Origin of the sequence: Paraburkholderia sp. RL17-380-BIE-A (genome assembly GCF_046028085.1) — a bacterium.
In the GTDB taxonomy this organism is placed as follows: Bacteria; Pseudomonadota; Gammaproteobacteria; order Burkholderiales; family Burkholderiaceae; genus Paraburkholderia.
In genome coordinates, this window is record NZ_JARESQ010000029.1 from 1 (window position 1) to 15980 (window position 15980).

General features: G+C 63.3%; 12 protein-coding genes. 4 read left to right on the top strand and 8 right to left on the bottom strand.

Translation table 11 applies throughout. The features are described 5' to 3' along the window. Nucleotides 1-105: 105 nt before the first annotated feature. Both P0D68_RS33415 and queF read left to right on the top strand, forming a co-directional pair. Nucleotides 106-1008 (top strand): 5'-nucleotidase, encoded by a 903-nt coding sequence (locus P0D68_RS33415; RefSeq protein WP_408302500.1) that lies wholly within the window; start codon nucleotides 106-108, stop codon nucleotides 1006-1008. After that, nucleotides 1005-1829, top strand: coding sequence for an NADPH-dependent 7-cyano-7-deazaguanine reductase QueF (queF, locus tag P0D68_RS33420; protein ID WP_091796755.1), 825 nt, complete (start codon nucleotides 1005-1007; stop codon nucleotides 1827-1829). Before P0D68_RS33415 ends, queF begins: the two co-directional genes overlap by 4 nt. A gap of 69 nt (nucleotides 1830-1898) precedes the next feature. On the opposite strand, the gene P0D68_RS33425 is transcribed toward queF, so the two are convergent. The 3 genes from P0D68_RS33425 to P0D68_RS33435 all read right to left on the bottom strand — a co-directional run bounded on the left by P0D68_RS33425 (nucleotide 1899) and on the right by P0D68_RS33435 (nucleotide 4743). Then, a complete protein-coding gene (locus P0D68_RS33425; RefSeq protein ID WP_007179354.1) occupies nucleotides 1899-2285 on the bottom strand; it encodes a RidA family protein in 387 nt (128 codons plus the stop codon). A gap of 82 nt (nucleotides 2286-2367) precedes the next feature. After that, nucleotides 2368-3849, bottom strand: coding sequence for an N-acyl-D-amino-acid deacylase family protein (locus P0D68_RS33430; protein WP_408302498.1), 1482 nt, complete (start codon nucleotides 3847-3849; stop codon nucleotides 2368-2370). Nucleotides 3850-3852: 3 nt separating this feature from the next. Then, a complete protein-coding gene (locus P0D68_RS33435; RefSeq protein ID WP_408302496.1) occupies nucleotides 3853-4743 on the bottom strand; it encodes a MurR/RpiR family transcriptional regulator in 891 nt (296 codons plus the stop codon). A 168-nt stretch (nucleotides 4744-4911) separates the two neighbouring features. On the opposite strand from P0D68_RS33435, the gene P0D68_RS33440 reads away from it, so the two are divergent. Beyond that, the gene (locus P0D68_RS33440; RefSeq protein ID WP_408302494.1) at nucleotides 4912-6189 is read left to right on the top strand and encodes an amino acid deaminase; all 1278 of its coding nucleotides are present in this window, start codon (nucleotides 4912-4914) and stop codon (nucleotides 6187-6189) included. Nucleotides 6190-6322: 133 nt separating this feature from the next. On the opposite strand, the gene P0D68_RS33445 is transcribed toward P0D68_RS33440, so the two are convergent. Together P0D68_RS33445 and P0D68_RS33450 are read right to left on the bottom strand one after the other, a co-directional pair. Further along, nucleotides 6323-6841 (bottom strand): MarR family winged helix-turn-helix transcriptional regulator, encoded by a 519-nt coding sequence (locus P0D68_RS33445; protein WP_408302492.1) that lies wholly within the window; start codon nucleotides 6839-6841, stop codon nucleotides 6323-6325. Nucleotides 6842-6872: 31 nt separating this feature from the next. Further along, complete coding sequence (locus tag P0D68_RS33450; protein ID WP_091796760.1) at nucleotides 6873-8468, bottom strand: MDR family MFS transporter; 1596 nt, start codon at nucleotides 8466-8468, stop codon at nucleotides 6873-6875. Between the two features lie 139 nt (nucleotides 8469-8607). On the opposite strand from P0D68_RS33450, the gene P0D68_RS33455 reads away from it, so the two are divergent. Then, nucleotides 8608-9450 carry an EcsC family protein gene (locus P0D68_RS33455; RefSeq protein ID WP_408302489.1) on the top strand — a complete coding sequence of 281 codons (843 nt, stop codon included), beginning with the start codon at nucleotides 8608-8610 and terminating at the stop codon, nucleotides 9448-9450. Here the strand turns inward: P0D68_RS33455 and P0D68_RS33460 are convergent. From P0D68_RS33460 to P0D68_RS33470, 3 genes are all read right to left on the bottom strand, one after another. Continuing rightward, nucleotides 9420-10376: an alpha/beta hydrolase gene (locus P0D68_RS33460; protein ID WP_408302487.1), complete on the bottom strand. Its 957-nt coding sequence runs from the start codon at nucleotides 10374-10376 to the stop codon at nucleotides 9420-9422. The genes P0D68_RS33455 and P0D68_RS33460 overlap by 31 nt on opposite strands. 116 nt (nucleotides 10377-10492) lie before the next feature. Further along, nucleotides 10493-10927 carry a CHRD domain-containing protein gene (locus P0D68_RS33465; RefSeq protein ID WP_091796763.1) on the bottom strand — a complete coding sequence of 145 codons (435 nt, stop codon included), beginning with the start codon at nucleotides 10925-10927 and terminating at the stop codon, nucleotides 10493-10495. Between the two features lie 569 nt (nucleotides 10928-11496). After that, entirely contained in the window at nucleotides 11497-15939 is a 4443-nt protein-coding gene (locus P0D68_RS33470) for an ATP-binding protein (protein WP_408302485.1), read from the bottom strand. Between the last annotated feature and the right edge of the window lie 41 nt (nucleotides 15940-15980).

A 15980-nucleotide genomic window follows, 5' to 3' on the forward strand; every position in this document is an offset into this window, starting at 1 on the left:
CTTTGATCGCTTTCTCGCCACGCTCGGCTATCCGAACTGGGAAGAGACGCAAAACCCGGTGTATCGCTTATTCCTCGCCTGATCTTTTAGGACTGAAACGCGCAGATGGCTCTTTCGCTTGTCGACAAACTGGTGGTGGCAATCTCGTCGCGCGCGCTGTTCGACTTCGAGGAAGAGAACCGCGTGTACGAGGAAGGCGACCTGCAAGCCTATGAAGCGCTGCAGCGCGACCGCCTCGCCGTGCCCGCCAAACCGGGCGTGGCGTTTCCGCTGATCCGCAAACTGCTGGCGTTGAATGCGGGCGCACATCGCGTCGAAGTGGTGATCCTCTCGCGCAGCGATCCGATCAGCGGATTGCGGGCGTTCCATTCGTGCCGGGAATACGGGCTCGCCATCGAACGCGGCGTGTTTACTCGCGGAGGCGCGCCGTTTGGCTATCTGAAGCCGTTGAACGCGTCGCTGTTTCTGTCGGCGAATCAGGAGGACGTGCGCGACGCGCTCGCCGCTGGATTTCCCGCCGCGCGCGTCTTGCCGGAATCGGCGAAAATGGCGAGCAAGTATCCCGACGAAATCCGCATTGCCTTCGACGGCGACGCCGTCCTGTTTTCCGACGAAGCCGAGCGCGTGTTCCAGAAAGACGGTTTGCGCGCATTCGTCGGCCACGAGATTCACAACAAGGATCTGCCGCTCGCGGACGGCCCGCTGAAGCCGTTGCTCGAAGCACTGCACCGGCTGCAAAAACTCGCGGATGAAGCCGCGCCCATGCATATTCGTACGGCATTGGTGACGGCGCGCTCGGCGCCCGCGCACGAGCGCGCAATCCGCACTTTAATGGCGTGGAACATTGAAATCGACGAAGCGATGTTCCTCGGCGGCCTCGACAAGAGCGCATTTCTGCGCGAGTTCGAGCCGGACTTTTTCTTCGACGACCAAATTGGCCACTGCGAATCGGCCCGCGTCGTGACGGCGACGGGGCACGTGCTGAGTGGCATCGTGAACGCATCATGACACCCGAACAATCACCGCTGGGTAAGGCCTCCACCTACACCGAACAATACGACGCTTCGCTGCTGTTTCCGATCGCGCGCAAGAATGCGCGCGAGGCGATCGGCATCGGCGCGCAGTTGCCGTTCTTCGGCACGGACATCTGGAATGCGTATGAGTTGTCCTGGCTGAACGCGCGCGGCAAGCCGCAAATCGCGGTGGCGACTTTCTACGTGCCGGCGGACTCGCCGAATATCGTCGAGTCGAAGTCGTTCAAGCTCTATCTCGGCTCATTCGCGCAGACTGCGTTCGAATCGATGGACGCAGTGCGCGACACGATCAAGCGCGACGTGTCCGCTTCGTGCGGCGCGACCGTCTCCGTTCATCTGGCCGCGCCCTATGAGTTCGGCAAATTGCAGATGGAAGAATTCGAAGGCTTGTCGCTCGACCGGCTGGATCTGGATACCGATATCTATCAGCCGGACGCATCGTTGCTGAAAGCGGCGCTGCATGAAGCGCCGGTCGAAGAAACGCTGTTCTCCAACTTGCTGAAGTCGAATTGCCCGGTGACGGGCCAGCCCGATTGGGGCAGCGTGCAGATTCATTACGTCGGCCCGCAGATCGATCACGCGGGCTTGCTGCGCTACATCATCTCGTACCGCAATCACACCGGCTTTCATGAACAGTGTGTCGAGAAAATTTTTCTCGATGTGCTGAAAGCCTGCAAGCCGGTCAAGCTCGCGGTGTACGCACGTTATACGCGGCGCGGCGGACTGGACATCAATCCGTTCCGCACGAATTACAACTTGCCGATGCCGGACAATATGCGTCTGGCCCGGCAGTAAAAAGCAGCTTGTTCGCCGCGGCGAGTTGATGCAAAGCTGCGGCGAACCAATCCGGCTGAATGTTCAGGCTTATGCCGTGGGCTTCTTATAAGCCACGCAGTCCACTTCGACGCGGCAATCGATCACCATCGAAGAAACCACGCAGGCGCGCGCTGGCGGGTTCTCGCCGAAGTACTCGCGGAACACCTTGTTGAACGACGCGAAGTCGCGCGGATCATCCAGCCACACACCGCAGCGGACCACATGCTCGGCGCCATAGCCGGCTTCCTTCAGAATCGCGAACACGTTCTGGATCGCCTTATGCGATTGTTCGACGATGCCGCCGTTGATCACTTCGCCGTTTTCCATCGGCGTCTGGCCGGACACGAACAGCCAGCCGTCGGCTTCGACCGCGCGTGCAAACGGCATATGCTGGCCGCCCGTTCCCTTCCCGCCTTCAACACCATAACGCTTCATCATCACACTCCTTAAAAAGTCCGGCACGCATGCGGCAGAATCGCCGAGCGCGCCGCAATCAATCACTCAATCGAGCAAAAATTCAGAACGCGCCGTGCGCGTCACCCTTCGACGCCGCGCCGCGCGCCACGAAGTGACCGGCGCGCTCGCCCGTCACTTCGCCGTCGCGGTACGACAGCACGCCGTTCACCCACACCGCGTCGATGCCGTCGGCGGCCTGTTGCGGTTTTTCGAACGTCGCCGCGTCGCGCACCTTGGCCGGGTCGAATAGCACCAGATCGGCGTGATAGCCGATATGCACCTCGCCGCGCTGCGCCAGACCAAAGCGCCGCGCCGACAAGCTGGTCATCTTGCGCACCGCCTCTTCGAGCGGCAGCAAACCGGCGTCGCGCGCATAGTGGCCGAGCACGCGCGGAAACGCGCCCCACAAGCGCGGATGCGGCAGCGGATCGTTCGGCAGGCCGTCCGAGCCGACCATGGTGGCGGGATGGGAAAGGATGCGCCGCACGTCCTCTTCGGACATGTTGTGGTACACCGCGCCCGCCGGCTGTAGACGTTTGCCCGCATCCTGCTGCGTAACGCCCCACTCCGCCGCAACCTCCTTGATCAGCTTGCCCGCCATCTCCGGATGCGGCTCCGACCACGTAATCGTGATGTCGATGTCGCCCGTCACCTGCTTCAGATCGAGCGTCGACGAACTGCGGTTGTACGGATAGCAATCGCAACCGATCGGCTGCAACCGGCTCGCGCTTTCCAGCGATTTCAGCACTTCGACGCTGCGCCCCCAGTTCGACGGACCCGCGCACTTCAAATGCGAGATCACCACCGGAACATGCGCGTGACGGCCCACGCGATACGCTTCGTCCATCGCTTCGAGAATCGCGTCGAACTCGGTGCGCATGTGCGTGGTGTACAGCGCGCCGGCCGCGGCGAGCGGCTCGGCCAACGCCATGACTTCTTCGGTCGGCGCGGCGAACGCCGAACCGTATGCGAGCCCCGAACTCAGACCCAGCGCACCATTCGCCAGTGCTTCTTCGAGTTGCGCGCGCATACCCTCGATTTCCTGCTCGGTCGCCGCGCGATCGAGCCGGTCCATCTGGTTGCTGCGCAACGCCGTATGTCCGATCAGCGCGCCGACGTTCACCGCCGGCCGCGCCGCATTCACCGCTGCGACATACGCGGAGAAGGTCGGATACTGGAACGCGTCGCGCTCGCCAAGCAGGTTCATCGGATCGGGCGGATCGCCCTTCAGCGCGACCGGCGACGCGCTGATGCCGCAATTGCCGACGATCACCGTGGTCACGCCTTGCGTGATCTTCGGCAGCATTTGCGGCGAGCGGATCACATGCGTGTCGTCGTGCGTGTGAACGTCGATGAAACCCGGCGCCAGCGCGCGGCCTTCGGCCTCGATCACTTCTTCGGCGAGCCAGTTCGACAGATTGCCGATCGCGACGATGCGACCGTCGCGAACCGCGACATCGCGCTCGACTGGCGGCGCGCCCGTGCCGTCGTACAGTTGCGCGCCGACGATCAGCGTATCGGCGGCTTCGGGATGCGAATGCATGGATCAGTCTCCTAACGGTTGTCGATCGCCGCCGCCGCGGTGCGTGTCGAGTGCGTGCTTCATGCGGCGCAGCAATTCGCGGCTCTCGTCGCCCTGACTGACGGCGAGTTCGGTGACGAGCACATCGAGCGCCATCATCATTGCGTAGCGCGACGACGACGGCTTGTAAATGAAGTCGGTTTCAAAGGCGACGATCGGAATGACCCAATCGGCCAGCCGCGCAAGCGGCGAAGCCGGCGCGGTCAGCGCGATCACGGTCGCGCCGTAGCTGCGCGCGATCTTGCAGTTCTCGACCATTTCCGGCACGCGCCCGGTGGTGGAAAGCGCGATCACCACGCATTCACGCGACACGGTGCTCGCTACCATGCGTTGCAGCAAGCCGTCCTGATAAGTCGCGACGGGCCGGCCGAGGCGCACGAGCCGAAAGCGCATTTCGTCGGCGAGCGCGGTGGAACCGCCGCCCATGCCGAACACGTAGATCATGCGCGCAGCGCGCAACGCGGCCGCCGCTTCGCTGAGCGGCGCCTGACGCAGCAATTGATGGTTGTGCGCCAGCGCGGTTTGCAATTCGTCGAACACACGGGTCGCGATCGGCTCGGGGGCGTCGCCCGCGCCGCCCGGCTGCAGGAAGCGCTGACCGACCGCAGCAGCCTGAGCGAGCCGCAGTTTGAGTTCGCGCACGTCACGGCAGCCTACCGCCTTGGCAAAGCGCGTCACGGTCGCCACGCTCACCTCGGCCTGCTGTGCAAGCGCGCCGATGCTGGCGCGCGAAGCGCCCGTCAGATCGTCGAGAATCAGCGCGGCAACCTTGCGCTCAGCCGAGCGCAGTTCCGGCGCGCATTCGGCGATGCGCGCAACGATGTCGAAAGCCAGCGGTTCGGCGGTTGAGTTCATTGCAGACTGTGGGATACGGCGCGAAGGTGGCGCAAAGGCTAAGCAAAGGCGGACTGCCGCCCTTCAGCAACCGGTGGTACTAAATAACATTTCTTCATCCATCGTACTTTCGGTAACATGCTAAAGTCAACTTTGATTCAATTTAACTGGACGATGGAGCAAGGAGACATGAAAGTTACAAACTATCAGGGCGCGACGATTGATCCTTATAGCAAGGGCTTGGGCATGGTTCCGGGCACCAGCATCCAACTCACGGATGCCGCGCGTCTGGAGTGGAACCTGCTGAACGAAGACGTGAGCCTGCCGGCCGCCGTGCTGTACGCGGACCGGGTGGAACACAACCTGAAATGGATGCAGGCATTCGTCGCCGAATACGGCGTCAAACTCGCGCCGCACGGCAAAACCACCATGGCGCCGCAGTTGTTTCGCCGTCAGCTCGAAACCGGCGCGTGGGGTATTACGCTCGCCACCGCGCACCAGGTGCGCGCGGCTTATCACGGCGGCGTCTCGCGCGTGCTGATGGCCAATCAGCTGGTCGGCCGCCGCAACATGATGATGGTCGCCGAGTTGTTGAGCGATCCGGATTTCGAATTCTTCTGCCTCGTCGATTCGGTTGAAGGCGTCGAACAGTTGGGCGAGTTTTTCAAGTCGGTGAACAAGCAGTTGCAGGTGCTGCTCGAACTCGGCGTGCCGGGCGGCCGCACGGGCGTGCGCGACGCAGGGCAGCGCAACGCGGTGCTCGACGCGATTGCACGCTATCCGGACACGCTGAAGCTCGCCGGCGTCGAGTTGTACGAAGGTGTGCTGAAGGAAGAGCCCGAAGTGCGCGAGTTCCTGCAGAGCGCGGTCGCGCTCACGCGCGAGCTCGTCGAGCAAGGGCGTTTTGCGCGTACGCCGGCCGTGCTGTCAGGCGCGGGATCGGCCTGGTACGACGTGGTCGCGGAAGAATTCGTGAAGGCGTCGGAGACCGGCAAGGTCGAGGTGGTGCTGCGTCCGGGCTGCTATCTGACGCACGACGTCGGCATCTATCGCAAGGCGCAGACGGACATCTTCGCCCGTAATCCGGTCGCGAAGAAAATGGGCGAAGGGCTGCTTCCCGCGCTGCAATTGTGGGCGTATGTGCAGTCGATTCCCGAGCCGGATCGCGCGATCATTGGTCTTGGCAAACGCGATTCCGCGTTCGATGCGGGCATGCCGGAACCGGCGCGCCACTATCGTCCGGGTAACGAAGCGCCGCGCGATATCGCGGCAAGCGAAGGCTGGGAGATTTTCGGCCTGATGGATCAGCATGCGTATCTGCGGATTCCCGCAGGCGCCGATCTGAAAGTGGGCGACATGATCGCGTTCGACATCTCGCACCCGTGTCTGACGTTCGACAAATGGCGTCAGGTGTTGGTGGTCGATCCGGCGTATCGCGTCACGGAAGTGATCGAAACGTTCTTCTGATTCTTCTTGCGAAAGGCGCGCCCTGAAACATCGGGGCGCGCCTTTCGTGTTGTTTCGGAATGCGTGGAGCAAGCGATTGCTCTGTGATCCCCGAAGCGCCGCGTGCGGCGTCGTTCAAGCCGCGCACGGCACGTTAAGGTTGACGCGGTGCTTCGCCCTCCACGACTTCGGCTGCCTGCTGCGAGACATCGCCGGCGGCGGCGGCTCCCGCAGCGCCGGCTGTCGCCGCCACTTCTCCAATTCTCACCTCGAGCATCTTCAGTGCATTGGACAGCGCGCCCAGCGCCTCGTCCGGCAGCGCGGCCATTGTGTCGTGCAAAAACGCATTGCGACGCGGCAAGCTGGCTTCAGTCGCCGACTGCCCCGCTTCGGTCAGACGCACATTGGTCACGCGATTGTCGCGCGTGTCCATGCTGCGAGCGATCCAGCCCAAACCTTCCAGTGTCTTCAACTGCCGCGTCAGCGCGCCCGGGTCGACGCGCAAGCGCTCCACCAGCCGTTTCTGCGACGACTCGCCCGCCTGCTCGTGCAGCGCGAGCAGAATGCGCCAGCGCGGCAGCGGGTGGCCGACGTGCGACTCGAAGGCCGACATGAACGCCCGATATGTGCGGCCGAATTGCTGCATGACGGCGACGCGGTCCTGTTCTTCCATGATCTGTCAGTAAAACGATAAGTCTAAAAAATCAGTCCGCGTGAATCACGGGTTCGAGCTTGCGTTGGAGCTTGATCGGCGGCACACGGCGGCTTTGCCAGACCGACACCACGGCGATGATCGCCGCCATGGCCAGACCCAGATGAATCGCCGCCACGAGAGCTTCGCGCGCGCTCTCGAGCAGCATCGCGCCGTTATGGCCCGCGTGCGTCAACTGGCCGAGCAAGGTGGTTTGCGCGTCGCGATTGATAAGAATTTGCGGGTCGCCGAGATCCGCGAACCATTGCGATGCGTGATCGTTTTCCAGCGCGCTGCGTACGCCGCTCGCGTACATGTGGCTGACCAGCGTGCCGGTCAGCGCGGTGCCGATCATGCCGCCGATCATGCGCAGTGACTGCAGCAGCGCCGTGGCAATGCCGAGGTGCTCCCGGCCGGCTGTCTGCTGCGCGAATATCGTCAGGTTCGGCATGACGAAACCGAGTCCCAGTCCGCCGACGACCATGAATGACATCAACAGCCATTGCGGCATGGCGCGTGTCGCGACGACCACGCCCAGGCACGCCAGTGCGAGCAGCGTAAAGCCCACGTAAAGCATCAGATTCGGATTGCGCACGCGCGAGACGATGCGCCCATTGGCGATGCTGCCGATCGTAATGAATACGACGAGCGGCGTGATGACGAGCCCCGCCTCTTTCGGCGACATGCCAAAGCCGCCCTGGAACAGCAGCGGCGCATAGAACAGCAGCGAGAACATCGTGAAGCCACCCAGCACGGCCAGCGTGAACAGCGCGGCGAGACTGCGATTGCGGAACATGTCGACCGGCAGGATCGCCGTCGGGCAGCGCTTCTCCCACTGCCAGAGCGCGTAAGCCGACGCGACGCTCAACGCGAGCAGCATGGCCGCACCGAAGCTCACGCCATGCTTGGGCAGCAACTCGACGAACAATTGCAGCGAGCCGAGCGCCACGGCGATCAACACGGCGCCAGGCCAGTCGAGCCGCATCTTGCCTTCGTGTTCGACATGACGCAGATGTGGCAGGAAACGCCAGACGAAAAACAGCGACAGCAGACCGACCGGCAAATTCACATAGAAAACCGAGCGCCAGCCGTAATACTGCGTGAGGAAACCGCCGAGCGACGGCCCGACCGCGTTGGCAATACCGAACGCCGAACTCATCAACACCTGCCAGCGCAGGCGCACGACCGAGTCGGGAAACAGATCGGGAATGCAGGCGAACGCGGTGCCGACCAGCATGCCGCCGCCGATGCCCTGCAAACCGCGCGCGAGCACGAGGAACAGCATATTGTTGGCCGCGCCGCACAGCACCGAGGCGCCCGTGAATACGACGATCGACGCGATCACGAACGGCTTGCGCCCGTAGTAATCGCCGAGCCGGCCGAAAATCGGCACGGTGATCACCGAGGTCAGCAAATAGGAAGTGGCGACCCACGCGTACAGCTCGAAACCCTTGAGTTCGGCGACGATGGTGGGCAATGCGGTGCCGACCACGGTTTGGTCGAGCGCGACCAGCATCGTGACGAAGGAGATGCCGAGCATCGCCAGTAGTGATTCGCGGAAAGGTAAAACTTGCCCACTCGAGTGGTGGGCCGCGGTATGGACAGCCATTTTTGATAGCGCAACAGTTGACTTGTCAATCGATGGGGAATCATACCACGCGGTGATGCTCTAATCCGGACACGCCGCCGCAGTGCGCCGCAGCGGCAACTGACTGAAAAAAACACATCACATGACGCCAGGGAGGCACATGGAGCCGAGCTCGCTCGCAACACAATCGTTATCGGACGACGACCTGAAGGCGCTGCGGCGCGCGAAACATGAACTTGAAAGCCCCGCTCTGGCGATGAAACTGGCCAGCATCGTCGGCGCGCCGCTGGAGAAACTGCTCTCGCGCATGCCGGCGTTCGCCAACGAAAAGGTCGCGGACGCGACCGAACTGGCGTTGCGCAAGTGCCTGGCAATCGCGCTGCGCACGCTGGGGCGCAAGGACGCCACGCTTGCGCTGGCGGCGCCCGAGAAGCCGAGCAATCTGCTGCACAAGTTCGCCGTGGCGACCACCGGCGCGGCCGGCGGCGCATTCGGACTGTTTGCGCTGCCCGTCGAACTGCCGGTCACGACCACGCTGATGTTTCGCTCGATCTGCGACATCGCGCGCAGCGAGGGTGAGGATCTGTCGTCGATCGATACGCAACTGCAGTGTCTGACCGTGCTCGGCATGGGCAGCACATCGAGTGCCGACGACGACGCCGACTTCGGCTACTTCATCATGCGCGGCGCGTTGGCGCAGGCGGTGTCGAAAGCGTCGTCCGAGATCGCCACCAAAGGTTTCACCACGCATGGTTCCGCGGCCTTGCTGCGCCTCGTCAACACGATCGCCGCGCGCTTTTCGGTGCAGGTGAGCGAACAGATCGCCGCCAAGTCGATTCCGGCGATCGGCGCGGTGCTCGGCGCGATGGTCAATACGGTTTTCATCGACCACTTCCAGCAGGTCGCGCATGCGCACTTCACCGTGCGGCGGCTGGAACGGCAATATGGCCAGCAGACCGTCGAGGCCGCCTATCAGACCATCGACATCGCGCTCGACGGCTGAGACGCGCGGCTCGTCACGCGCCGCACGAAGGTGGCGGCGCGCTCGAGCGCGCGATTTCCTTCCGGGATGAACGGCGCAAAAATCGGCCAGACGTGCGGCATCTTGTTCCACACTTCGAGTTCGCAGTCGACGCCTGCCGCGCGCGCGTTGTCGGCCACGCGCTGCGAGTCGTCGAGCAACACCTCGGTGCTGCCCGCCATGATGAAGAGCGGCGGCAAGCCGTTCAGATCGGCATAAACGGGAGAGGCATGGGGATGCGTGGCCGGCGTGTCGCCGAGATAAACCTTTCCCGCGAGCGCGATTGCCGGGCCGCTGAACATGGGGTCGAGACCGTCGTTGGTGCGGATGCTGGCGCCCGTCGCGGCCAGATCGGTCCATGGCGAGAACAGCAAGGCACCGGCCGGCATGGGGTCGCCGGCGTCGCGCAGCGCCACGAGGGTAGCAAGCGCGAGGCCGCCGCCCGCCGAATCGCCGGCTATCACGATCGACTCGGGCGCAATGCCATTGCCGATCAACTGACGATAAGCGTCGGTTGCATCGTTCAACGCCGCCGGGAAGCGATGCTCCGGCGCGAGACGATAGTCGAGCGAAAAAATGGCCGCGTCGGCGCGTGTCGCCAGGCCGAACGTGATCGAGCGATGCGTACGCGGTGAACAGAAGTAATAGCCGCCGCCGTGACAATACAGCACCGTTGCACCGGTCTGCGCGGCTTGCGCGCCGTCGGCGCGCTCGATCCATTCGCCGCGCAAGGGCGCATCGCCCGGGCCGTACAGCTCACGCAGACGCCAGCCGCGAGGCACGCGCGGCGACCAGGCGCGCTTGGCGGTCAAAGCGCGCGCCTTCTCGACATTGATACGCGGCTTCAAGGTCTCGGGACGAAACTGCCTACGCAAATACCAGCACGCGAGTGCGCTTTGCCAGCTCATCGGGACACGCTCCTTCGATTGTGTCCCGTCATGTTACGTGCGTTGACGGCAACGCCGGTGGGCGGCGGCTTCTAATCCCAAAAGGGTCCACGCCGCCCGGTAAGGTTTTCCGCTCGTTAGTTAGCCGGCAAAACCTGCCCGCGAATTTCACCCATCGGGTTCTGCGCGGTATGAACGTTGAAGTACCACTGCCCCGCCATCAGATCGGTGACCTGCTGCTCGGTGAGCGCCGCCGATCCTTTGATCGGGCTGGCGAGGGCTCCCTTGTCGATCGGCACCTGAACCTTGGCGTTCTGGCCCACCGGCGCAGGCCCGTGGAAATGCGCGGCGGTTGCCGGGCCGCTCAAGCCTTCATAAGTGACCGTCCATTGCAGGGATTTGGTCGAGGTGTCGAAGGTGGCGTTCAACATGCCGTGTCCGTGGCTCACGCGAGGAGGCACTTCGCTCGACGGTTCGAGATCCGCCTTCAAGGCCACCGTATCGGCGAAGGCGACGCCCGACGCCAACGCCCACAACACCATAGCGAGATTCAGTTTTCGAAGCGCAATCATGGTCTTCTCCGGACTTGATGCACCGCCGCACCGACACTTCGGCCGCGCGGAGCCACCACATACTAGTTCAAATCCGCTGAGCCCGTTTGTGCCTCGGACCGCGCATGGCCGGCGCGGGCGCCACGCGCTGTGCTGCCAGAAGCCGCTCGCGAGGTGCTGCTTTTACGTATTGAAACGCGGCGACTTCATAGTTGTCCGTAGTGATCCTGCGTCTTGCCGACGAGTTAAACCTTGGCGATATCGCGCGAGAAGTGCCGCTGTGCGCACACGCCGCCGCCGGCACCCCGCCAAGACGGGGTGATGAGACGACGCCCTGGAAGTGTTTTAAGCGAATTTCTCAAACAGTTAATTGTCGATTTTGTAGTGAATCAACCGCGTTATCCCGGTTATGCTTCCGGCTGCGAGAAGTGACTCCTTCATCGAGGGATGTCTCCAAATCTTTAACGCGGCTTCGGCCGCGTTTTTTTTCGTTCTATCGTCTCGCCTCTCGTCCGTGTGGGTGCGCTCTGCTACGAGGCGACCGCACCTATTCCGCATAATCCCCTGCGGCTTTTTCAACCGGCAGCCCGCTATACGAGCAACGCGGCTTGCTGTTCGATTCCGTCCAGCATGGCGTTGCACTTGTTGATTAAAACCATTCCGTCATTGCGCACAAGTTCGGGCGGTTTCACATTGATTTCGCGGCGGTAATCTTCGAGCGCCATGAGTAGCGGCGGATATTGCAGGACGCTCGCCGCCCCTTCCACGCGATGAAGCCATTCGCGCACACGCTCCAGTTCAGTGCGCTCGGAGCCGACGCGCTCGAGCAATGGCGAGAGCGACTGCACGTCTTCCAGAACGGAAGATACGAACGAGTCGAGCAGCGCCTTGACGGTCGATTCGCTCCCCCATAGTTGTGTCATGTGCCCCAGGTCGACCGGGACGAAGGGATCAGCGCCGCCGTGGACCTCCGGTGTAGCGACAGCCGGCGCTCTCGCGGCCTCCAAAGGCGCGGCGTGCCCCGCGCTGTCGGATCCAAACCAGCGGCTCAGATAGTCGCGCAGCGTGGCCAGCCGCGTCGGCTTCACCAGGCTGTCGTCCATGCCAGCGTCGCGACACAGATTCAGGTCTTCGGGCGCGGTGTTCGCCGTGATACCCAGAATGGGCAGCCGATGCATGCCACCCTGCTCACGTTCACGAATGCGCCGAGTGAGTTCGTAGCCCGACACGTTCGGCATGTGGCAATCCGTGATCAGACAGCCGTAGTTCGTGCGCTCCAGCGCTGCCAGCGCTTCCGCGCCGTCGTTCGTCACGTCGCAGGCGAAACCTAGCAACGCGAGTTGGTGGCGAATCAACTCCTGGTTGACCGGATGATCTTCCGCGACGAGGATCAGCCGGCCACTGGCGATTGCCCGCTCCCGGTCCGGAGGCGAAGCGCCGCCCTCCGGCGCGCGTGGCATGGCAGCCAGGCGCGGCGCCACCGAAGGCAGCCCGGTCATCGCGGCGGCGCACGCGGCGCCGAGGCCACGCCATGAAATGGGATTGATGCTGACGCGCACGGTGTCGTCGAGAATGCGGTAACCCGTCGGCTTCGGCTTCTCAGTTAGACAGATCACACGCGTGCGCGCGCGAACGTCCGCGGGTAAAGTCACGTCCTCGTTCACGAACAGCAAATCCAGATCTTCCAGAGCGACGCGATCGCGCAGTTCCGGCGCATCGGGCGACACGCGGCGCAACGCAAGTCCGAGCGCCTCGCCGAAGTGCATCAGGGCTTGAGCAACACGAGCGTCGCCAGTTGCCACGAGCCCGCGCTTGCCGCGCAAGCCGTTGACCGAATAGCGCTGAGTCTCGACAGCCATGGTAAGCCGCACGGTGATGCGTGTGCCGCTGCCCGGATCGCTGTGCAAGGCAAGCGAGCCGCCCATGAGGTCGATCAGCTTGCGGCAGATCGTCAAACCGAGGCCTGTGCCGCCAAAACGGCGCGTGGTGGAAGACTCGGCCTGCACGAACGGCTCGAACAGCTTGTCCTGCACCTCCGGCGCGATGCCGATCCCGGTGTCCTCGACAGTCATGGCGAGCGTTTGAATGTCGCCGGCCTGAGCAACGACGGACACGCACACGTCGACCTCGCCTTGCGGCGTAAACTTGATGGCATTGCCAAGCAGATTGAACAGAATCTGGCGCAACCGTACGCTGTCGCCCCGCAGCGTGGCTGCGACGTCCGGCGCAATGTCCACGCGCACTTTCAGGCCCTTTTCGTGCGCCCGCCCGGCCAACAGACCGACAGCGTTGTCCACCAGTTCACGTATGTCGATAGATTCGGCCTCGATCGTCAGCCGTCCGGCTTCGATTTTCGAGAAGTCGAGCAAGTCGTCGAGGATCTGCAGCAGTGCGCCCGCCGACTCGTGGATCATGCCCAGCATTTCGCCCTGGTCCGCATTGAGCGGCGTACGCTCCAGCACCTCGACGAGACCGAGCACACCGTTCATCGGCGTGCGGATTTCGTGGCTCATCATTGCGAAGAAGTCGTCTTTGGCGCGCGAAGCCGCTTCGGCCAGGTCGCGCGCTCGCGCCAGTTCGTCGGAGCGAGCGTGCTCGACGCTGGCGTCCACCCAGTAACCGCTCCACACGACACTGCCGTCCGTTTCGCGACGCGGCACCAACTCGGCACGTGCCCACTTGATCTCCTGGTCGCCTTCGAAACGGAACTCCATGTTCACCGGCGTTTCGCTGCGAGCCGAGCGCTCCAGTTCCGCCAGCACGAACGCCCGGTCCTCCTCACACACGCGCTGGAAATCGACGTGATCGCTGCTGCTCACCGCACTGTCTTTTGCACCCAGCAGATGCCGCGTATCGCCGCCGATATACGGAAACGAGTACGCGCCATCCGAAGTGCGGCGCAGTTGAAACACCACCGCCGGCAGGGAGCGCGTCACGTCGAAGAGGCGCCGTTCGGTTTCGCGCGCGCGCATCTCAGCGCGCCGAATGTCCGTGATATCGACCACCGTCCCCAGCACGCAAACCGGCTGACCGTCGCTGCCACGGCAGACGCTGGCCCAGAAAAGGCCATGCCGCACATTGCCCGCGCCGCGCTCGAACTGCAACTCCAACTGCACAGTCTCGCGCCCGCTTAGCATCTCGCGAGTCATGTCGCCGAGAATCCGGCTGTTGGCCTCACCCCAGGTTTGCACGTCCATGGTGTTTCGTCCGATGACCGCTTCGCGGCTCAATCCGCAGGCTTGCTCATAAGCCTCGTTGACCGCGATATAACGGCCGTCGAGGTCCATGGCGACAAGCGGATACGGCACCATCTTCATCATCGTTTCCTGGAAATTCAGTTGCAGCTCGAGCTTGAGCTCGGTTTTCTTGCGCAGCCTGACTTCCCGTTGCAGCAACAGATAGGCACGCAGCGTGATCAGCAGCGCGACGCCGATGCCGATCAGCAACGGCAGCAGGCGCACCGCGGTCACGCTCCATATGCCGGACTCCGGCGCACTGCCGGTGACCCACTTCTGCCGGATGCGCTGCTTTTCCGCAGCCGGCATGGCCAGCAATGCACGATCGATCAGCTCGGCAAGCGGACTCAGGTCCGGGCGCACTGCGAAGTCGAGCGCGTCGGTTTCGCCTACCGTGCCGAGGATTTTCAGGACACCGTCGTAACGCTGCTTGAGCAGGATGTCGATAGCGGCCACATTGCCGACCAGCACGTCCGCCTCGCCGGCCTCGACCATCCTGAGCGCGTCGTCGAGACTGGGCGCGATTGCAACGTGGTCCGCCGGAATGCGCTCGAATGCAAGCGGAATCGAACCGGCAACGTGCGACGAAACGACAATGCGCCGTGACGCGAAATCATTCAGGGATCTGGCCGCCGGCTCGTTCTCACGCCCGACGATCACCAGTGGATAGCTTTCGTATGCAAGGGTGTGGCGCGCCCGCTTGAGTCGCGGATCGTGAATCGAGGCCGTGGCGAGCATCGCCAGCTCGCCGTGTTGAAAGGCTTCAATAGCGGCGGGCCAGTCGGCCGTGCGGGCGCGGTTAATCACGACGCCGAGCGTGCGGCTCAGATACGCCAGATAGTCGGCGGCAATACCGGCCGGTTGACCGGAACTGTCGACATAACTGAACGGGGACCAGCCGTTATCAAAGCCAATCTGCAACGGCGGCAACGAACGAAGCCAGGCCTGCTCCTGCGGCGTCAGCACGAGACGCGGCGCAACGGGCACGGGCTTCGCGTCGAAGTTGCCGGATAGCCAGCGCACGCGAATCGCCGCGTCGTCGGCCGGGTTCATCGAGGCGAGCGCCTCGTCGAGCTGGTCGCGCAGCGTAGCGCGGCTCCGTGGCACCGCGAAGCGCAGATTGGCGGTCCGGCTGCTCTCCTCGAAGGCCACGTGCAAACCACGGAACTCCTCCGTAGCCAACGCATATTGCACAGCCGGCGTGAAGCCGAGATAAACGTCGGCGTCGCCCCGGACCACCGCCGAGAGTGCGGCATGCGTCGTGGCGAACACGCTGATCTGCGCATGAGGAAAGCGCTCGCGCGCCACCCGCTCGAGCGCAAAACCCTTTTCTATCGCGATACGTGCTCCGGCAATCTGAGCGGGACTCGCGTAGCTGTCACCGTCACGGCGAACCACTGCCGACGACGAAGAACGGAAATACGGTGCGGTAAAACTCAGGCACCGCTCGCGTTCCGGTGTGCGGGCAACGCTCGTCAACAGGTCGACCTCACCGGCGCAGGCCGCGGCAAGCAATTGCGGCACATCAGGAAACGCCTTGGCTTCGATAACGACATTCGGCCCGACGAGCGCGCGCAGATAGTCGACGCTCATGCCGGTGAGGCGTCCGCCTTGCAACGCGTCGAGCGGCAGCCAGCCGCCCGCGAGAACCCCGATGGTCAGTTTCGCGGGAAAAGCGGCAACGCTCTGGCTGTTCGAACGGTTGTCGAACAGTTGGGCGGCGGCTGCCGTTTGGGTGGCGACAAACAACGCCCATACGAGCAGACCAAGCCACACGCGTTCGAGCGTGCGCCTCATTGCAACGTTTGGCGGGAAATTGACGGCAGACACGATGATGG

Bases quoted from the DNA above. Each gene is read 5' to 3' on its own strand.
- P0D68_RS33425 (WP_007179354.1), bottom strand. From the start codon at position 2,285: ATGAAGCGTTATGGTGTTGAAGGCGGGAAGGGAACGGGCGGCCAGCAT.
- queF (WP_091796755.1), top strand. From the start codon at position 1,005: ATGACACCCGAACAATCACCGCTGGGTAAGGCCTCCACCTACACCGAA.
- P0D68_RS33470 (WP_408302485.1), bottom strand. From the start codon at position 15,939: ATGAGGCGCACGCTCGAACGCGTGTGGCTTGGTCTGCTCGTATGGGCG.
- P0D68_RS33455 (WP_408302489.1), top strand. From the start codon at position 8,608: ATGGAGCCGAGCTCGCTCGCAACACAATCGTTATCGGACGACGACCTG.
- P0D68_RS33465 (WP_091796763.1), bottom strand. From the start codon at position 10,927: ATGATTGCGCTTCGAAAACTGAATCTCGCTATGGTGTTGTGGGCGTTG.
- P0D68_RS33430 (WP_408302498.1), bottom strand. From the start codon at position 3,849: ATGCATTCGCATCCCGAAGCCGCCGATACGCTGATCGTCGGCGCGCAA.
- P0D68_RS33440 (WP_408302494.1), top strand. From the start codon at position 4,912: ATGAAAGTTACAAACTATCAGGGCGCGACGATTGATCCTTATAGCAAG.
- P0D68_RS33450 (WP_091796760.1), bottom strand. From the start codon at position 8,468: ATGGCTGTCCATACCGCGGCCCACCACTCGAGTGGGCAAGTTTTACCT.
- P0D68_RS33445 (WP_408302492.1), bottom strand. From the start codon at position 6,841: ATGGAAGAACAGGACCGCGTCGCCGTCATGCAGCAATTCGGCCGCACA.
- P0D68_RS33435 (WP_408302496.1), bottom strand. From the start codon at position 4,743: ATGAACTCAACCGCCGAACCGCTGGCTTTCGACATCGTTGCGCGCATC.
- P0D68_RS33460 (WP_408302487.1), bottom strand. From the start codon at position 10,376: ATGAGCTGGCAAAGCGCACTCGCGTGCTGGTATTTGCGTAGGCAGTTT.
- P0D68_RS33415 (WP_408302500.1), top strand. From the start codon at position 106: ATGGCTCTTTCGCTTGTCGACAAACTGGTGGTGGCAATCTCGTCGCGC.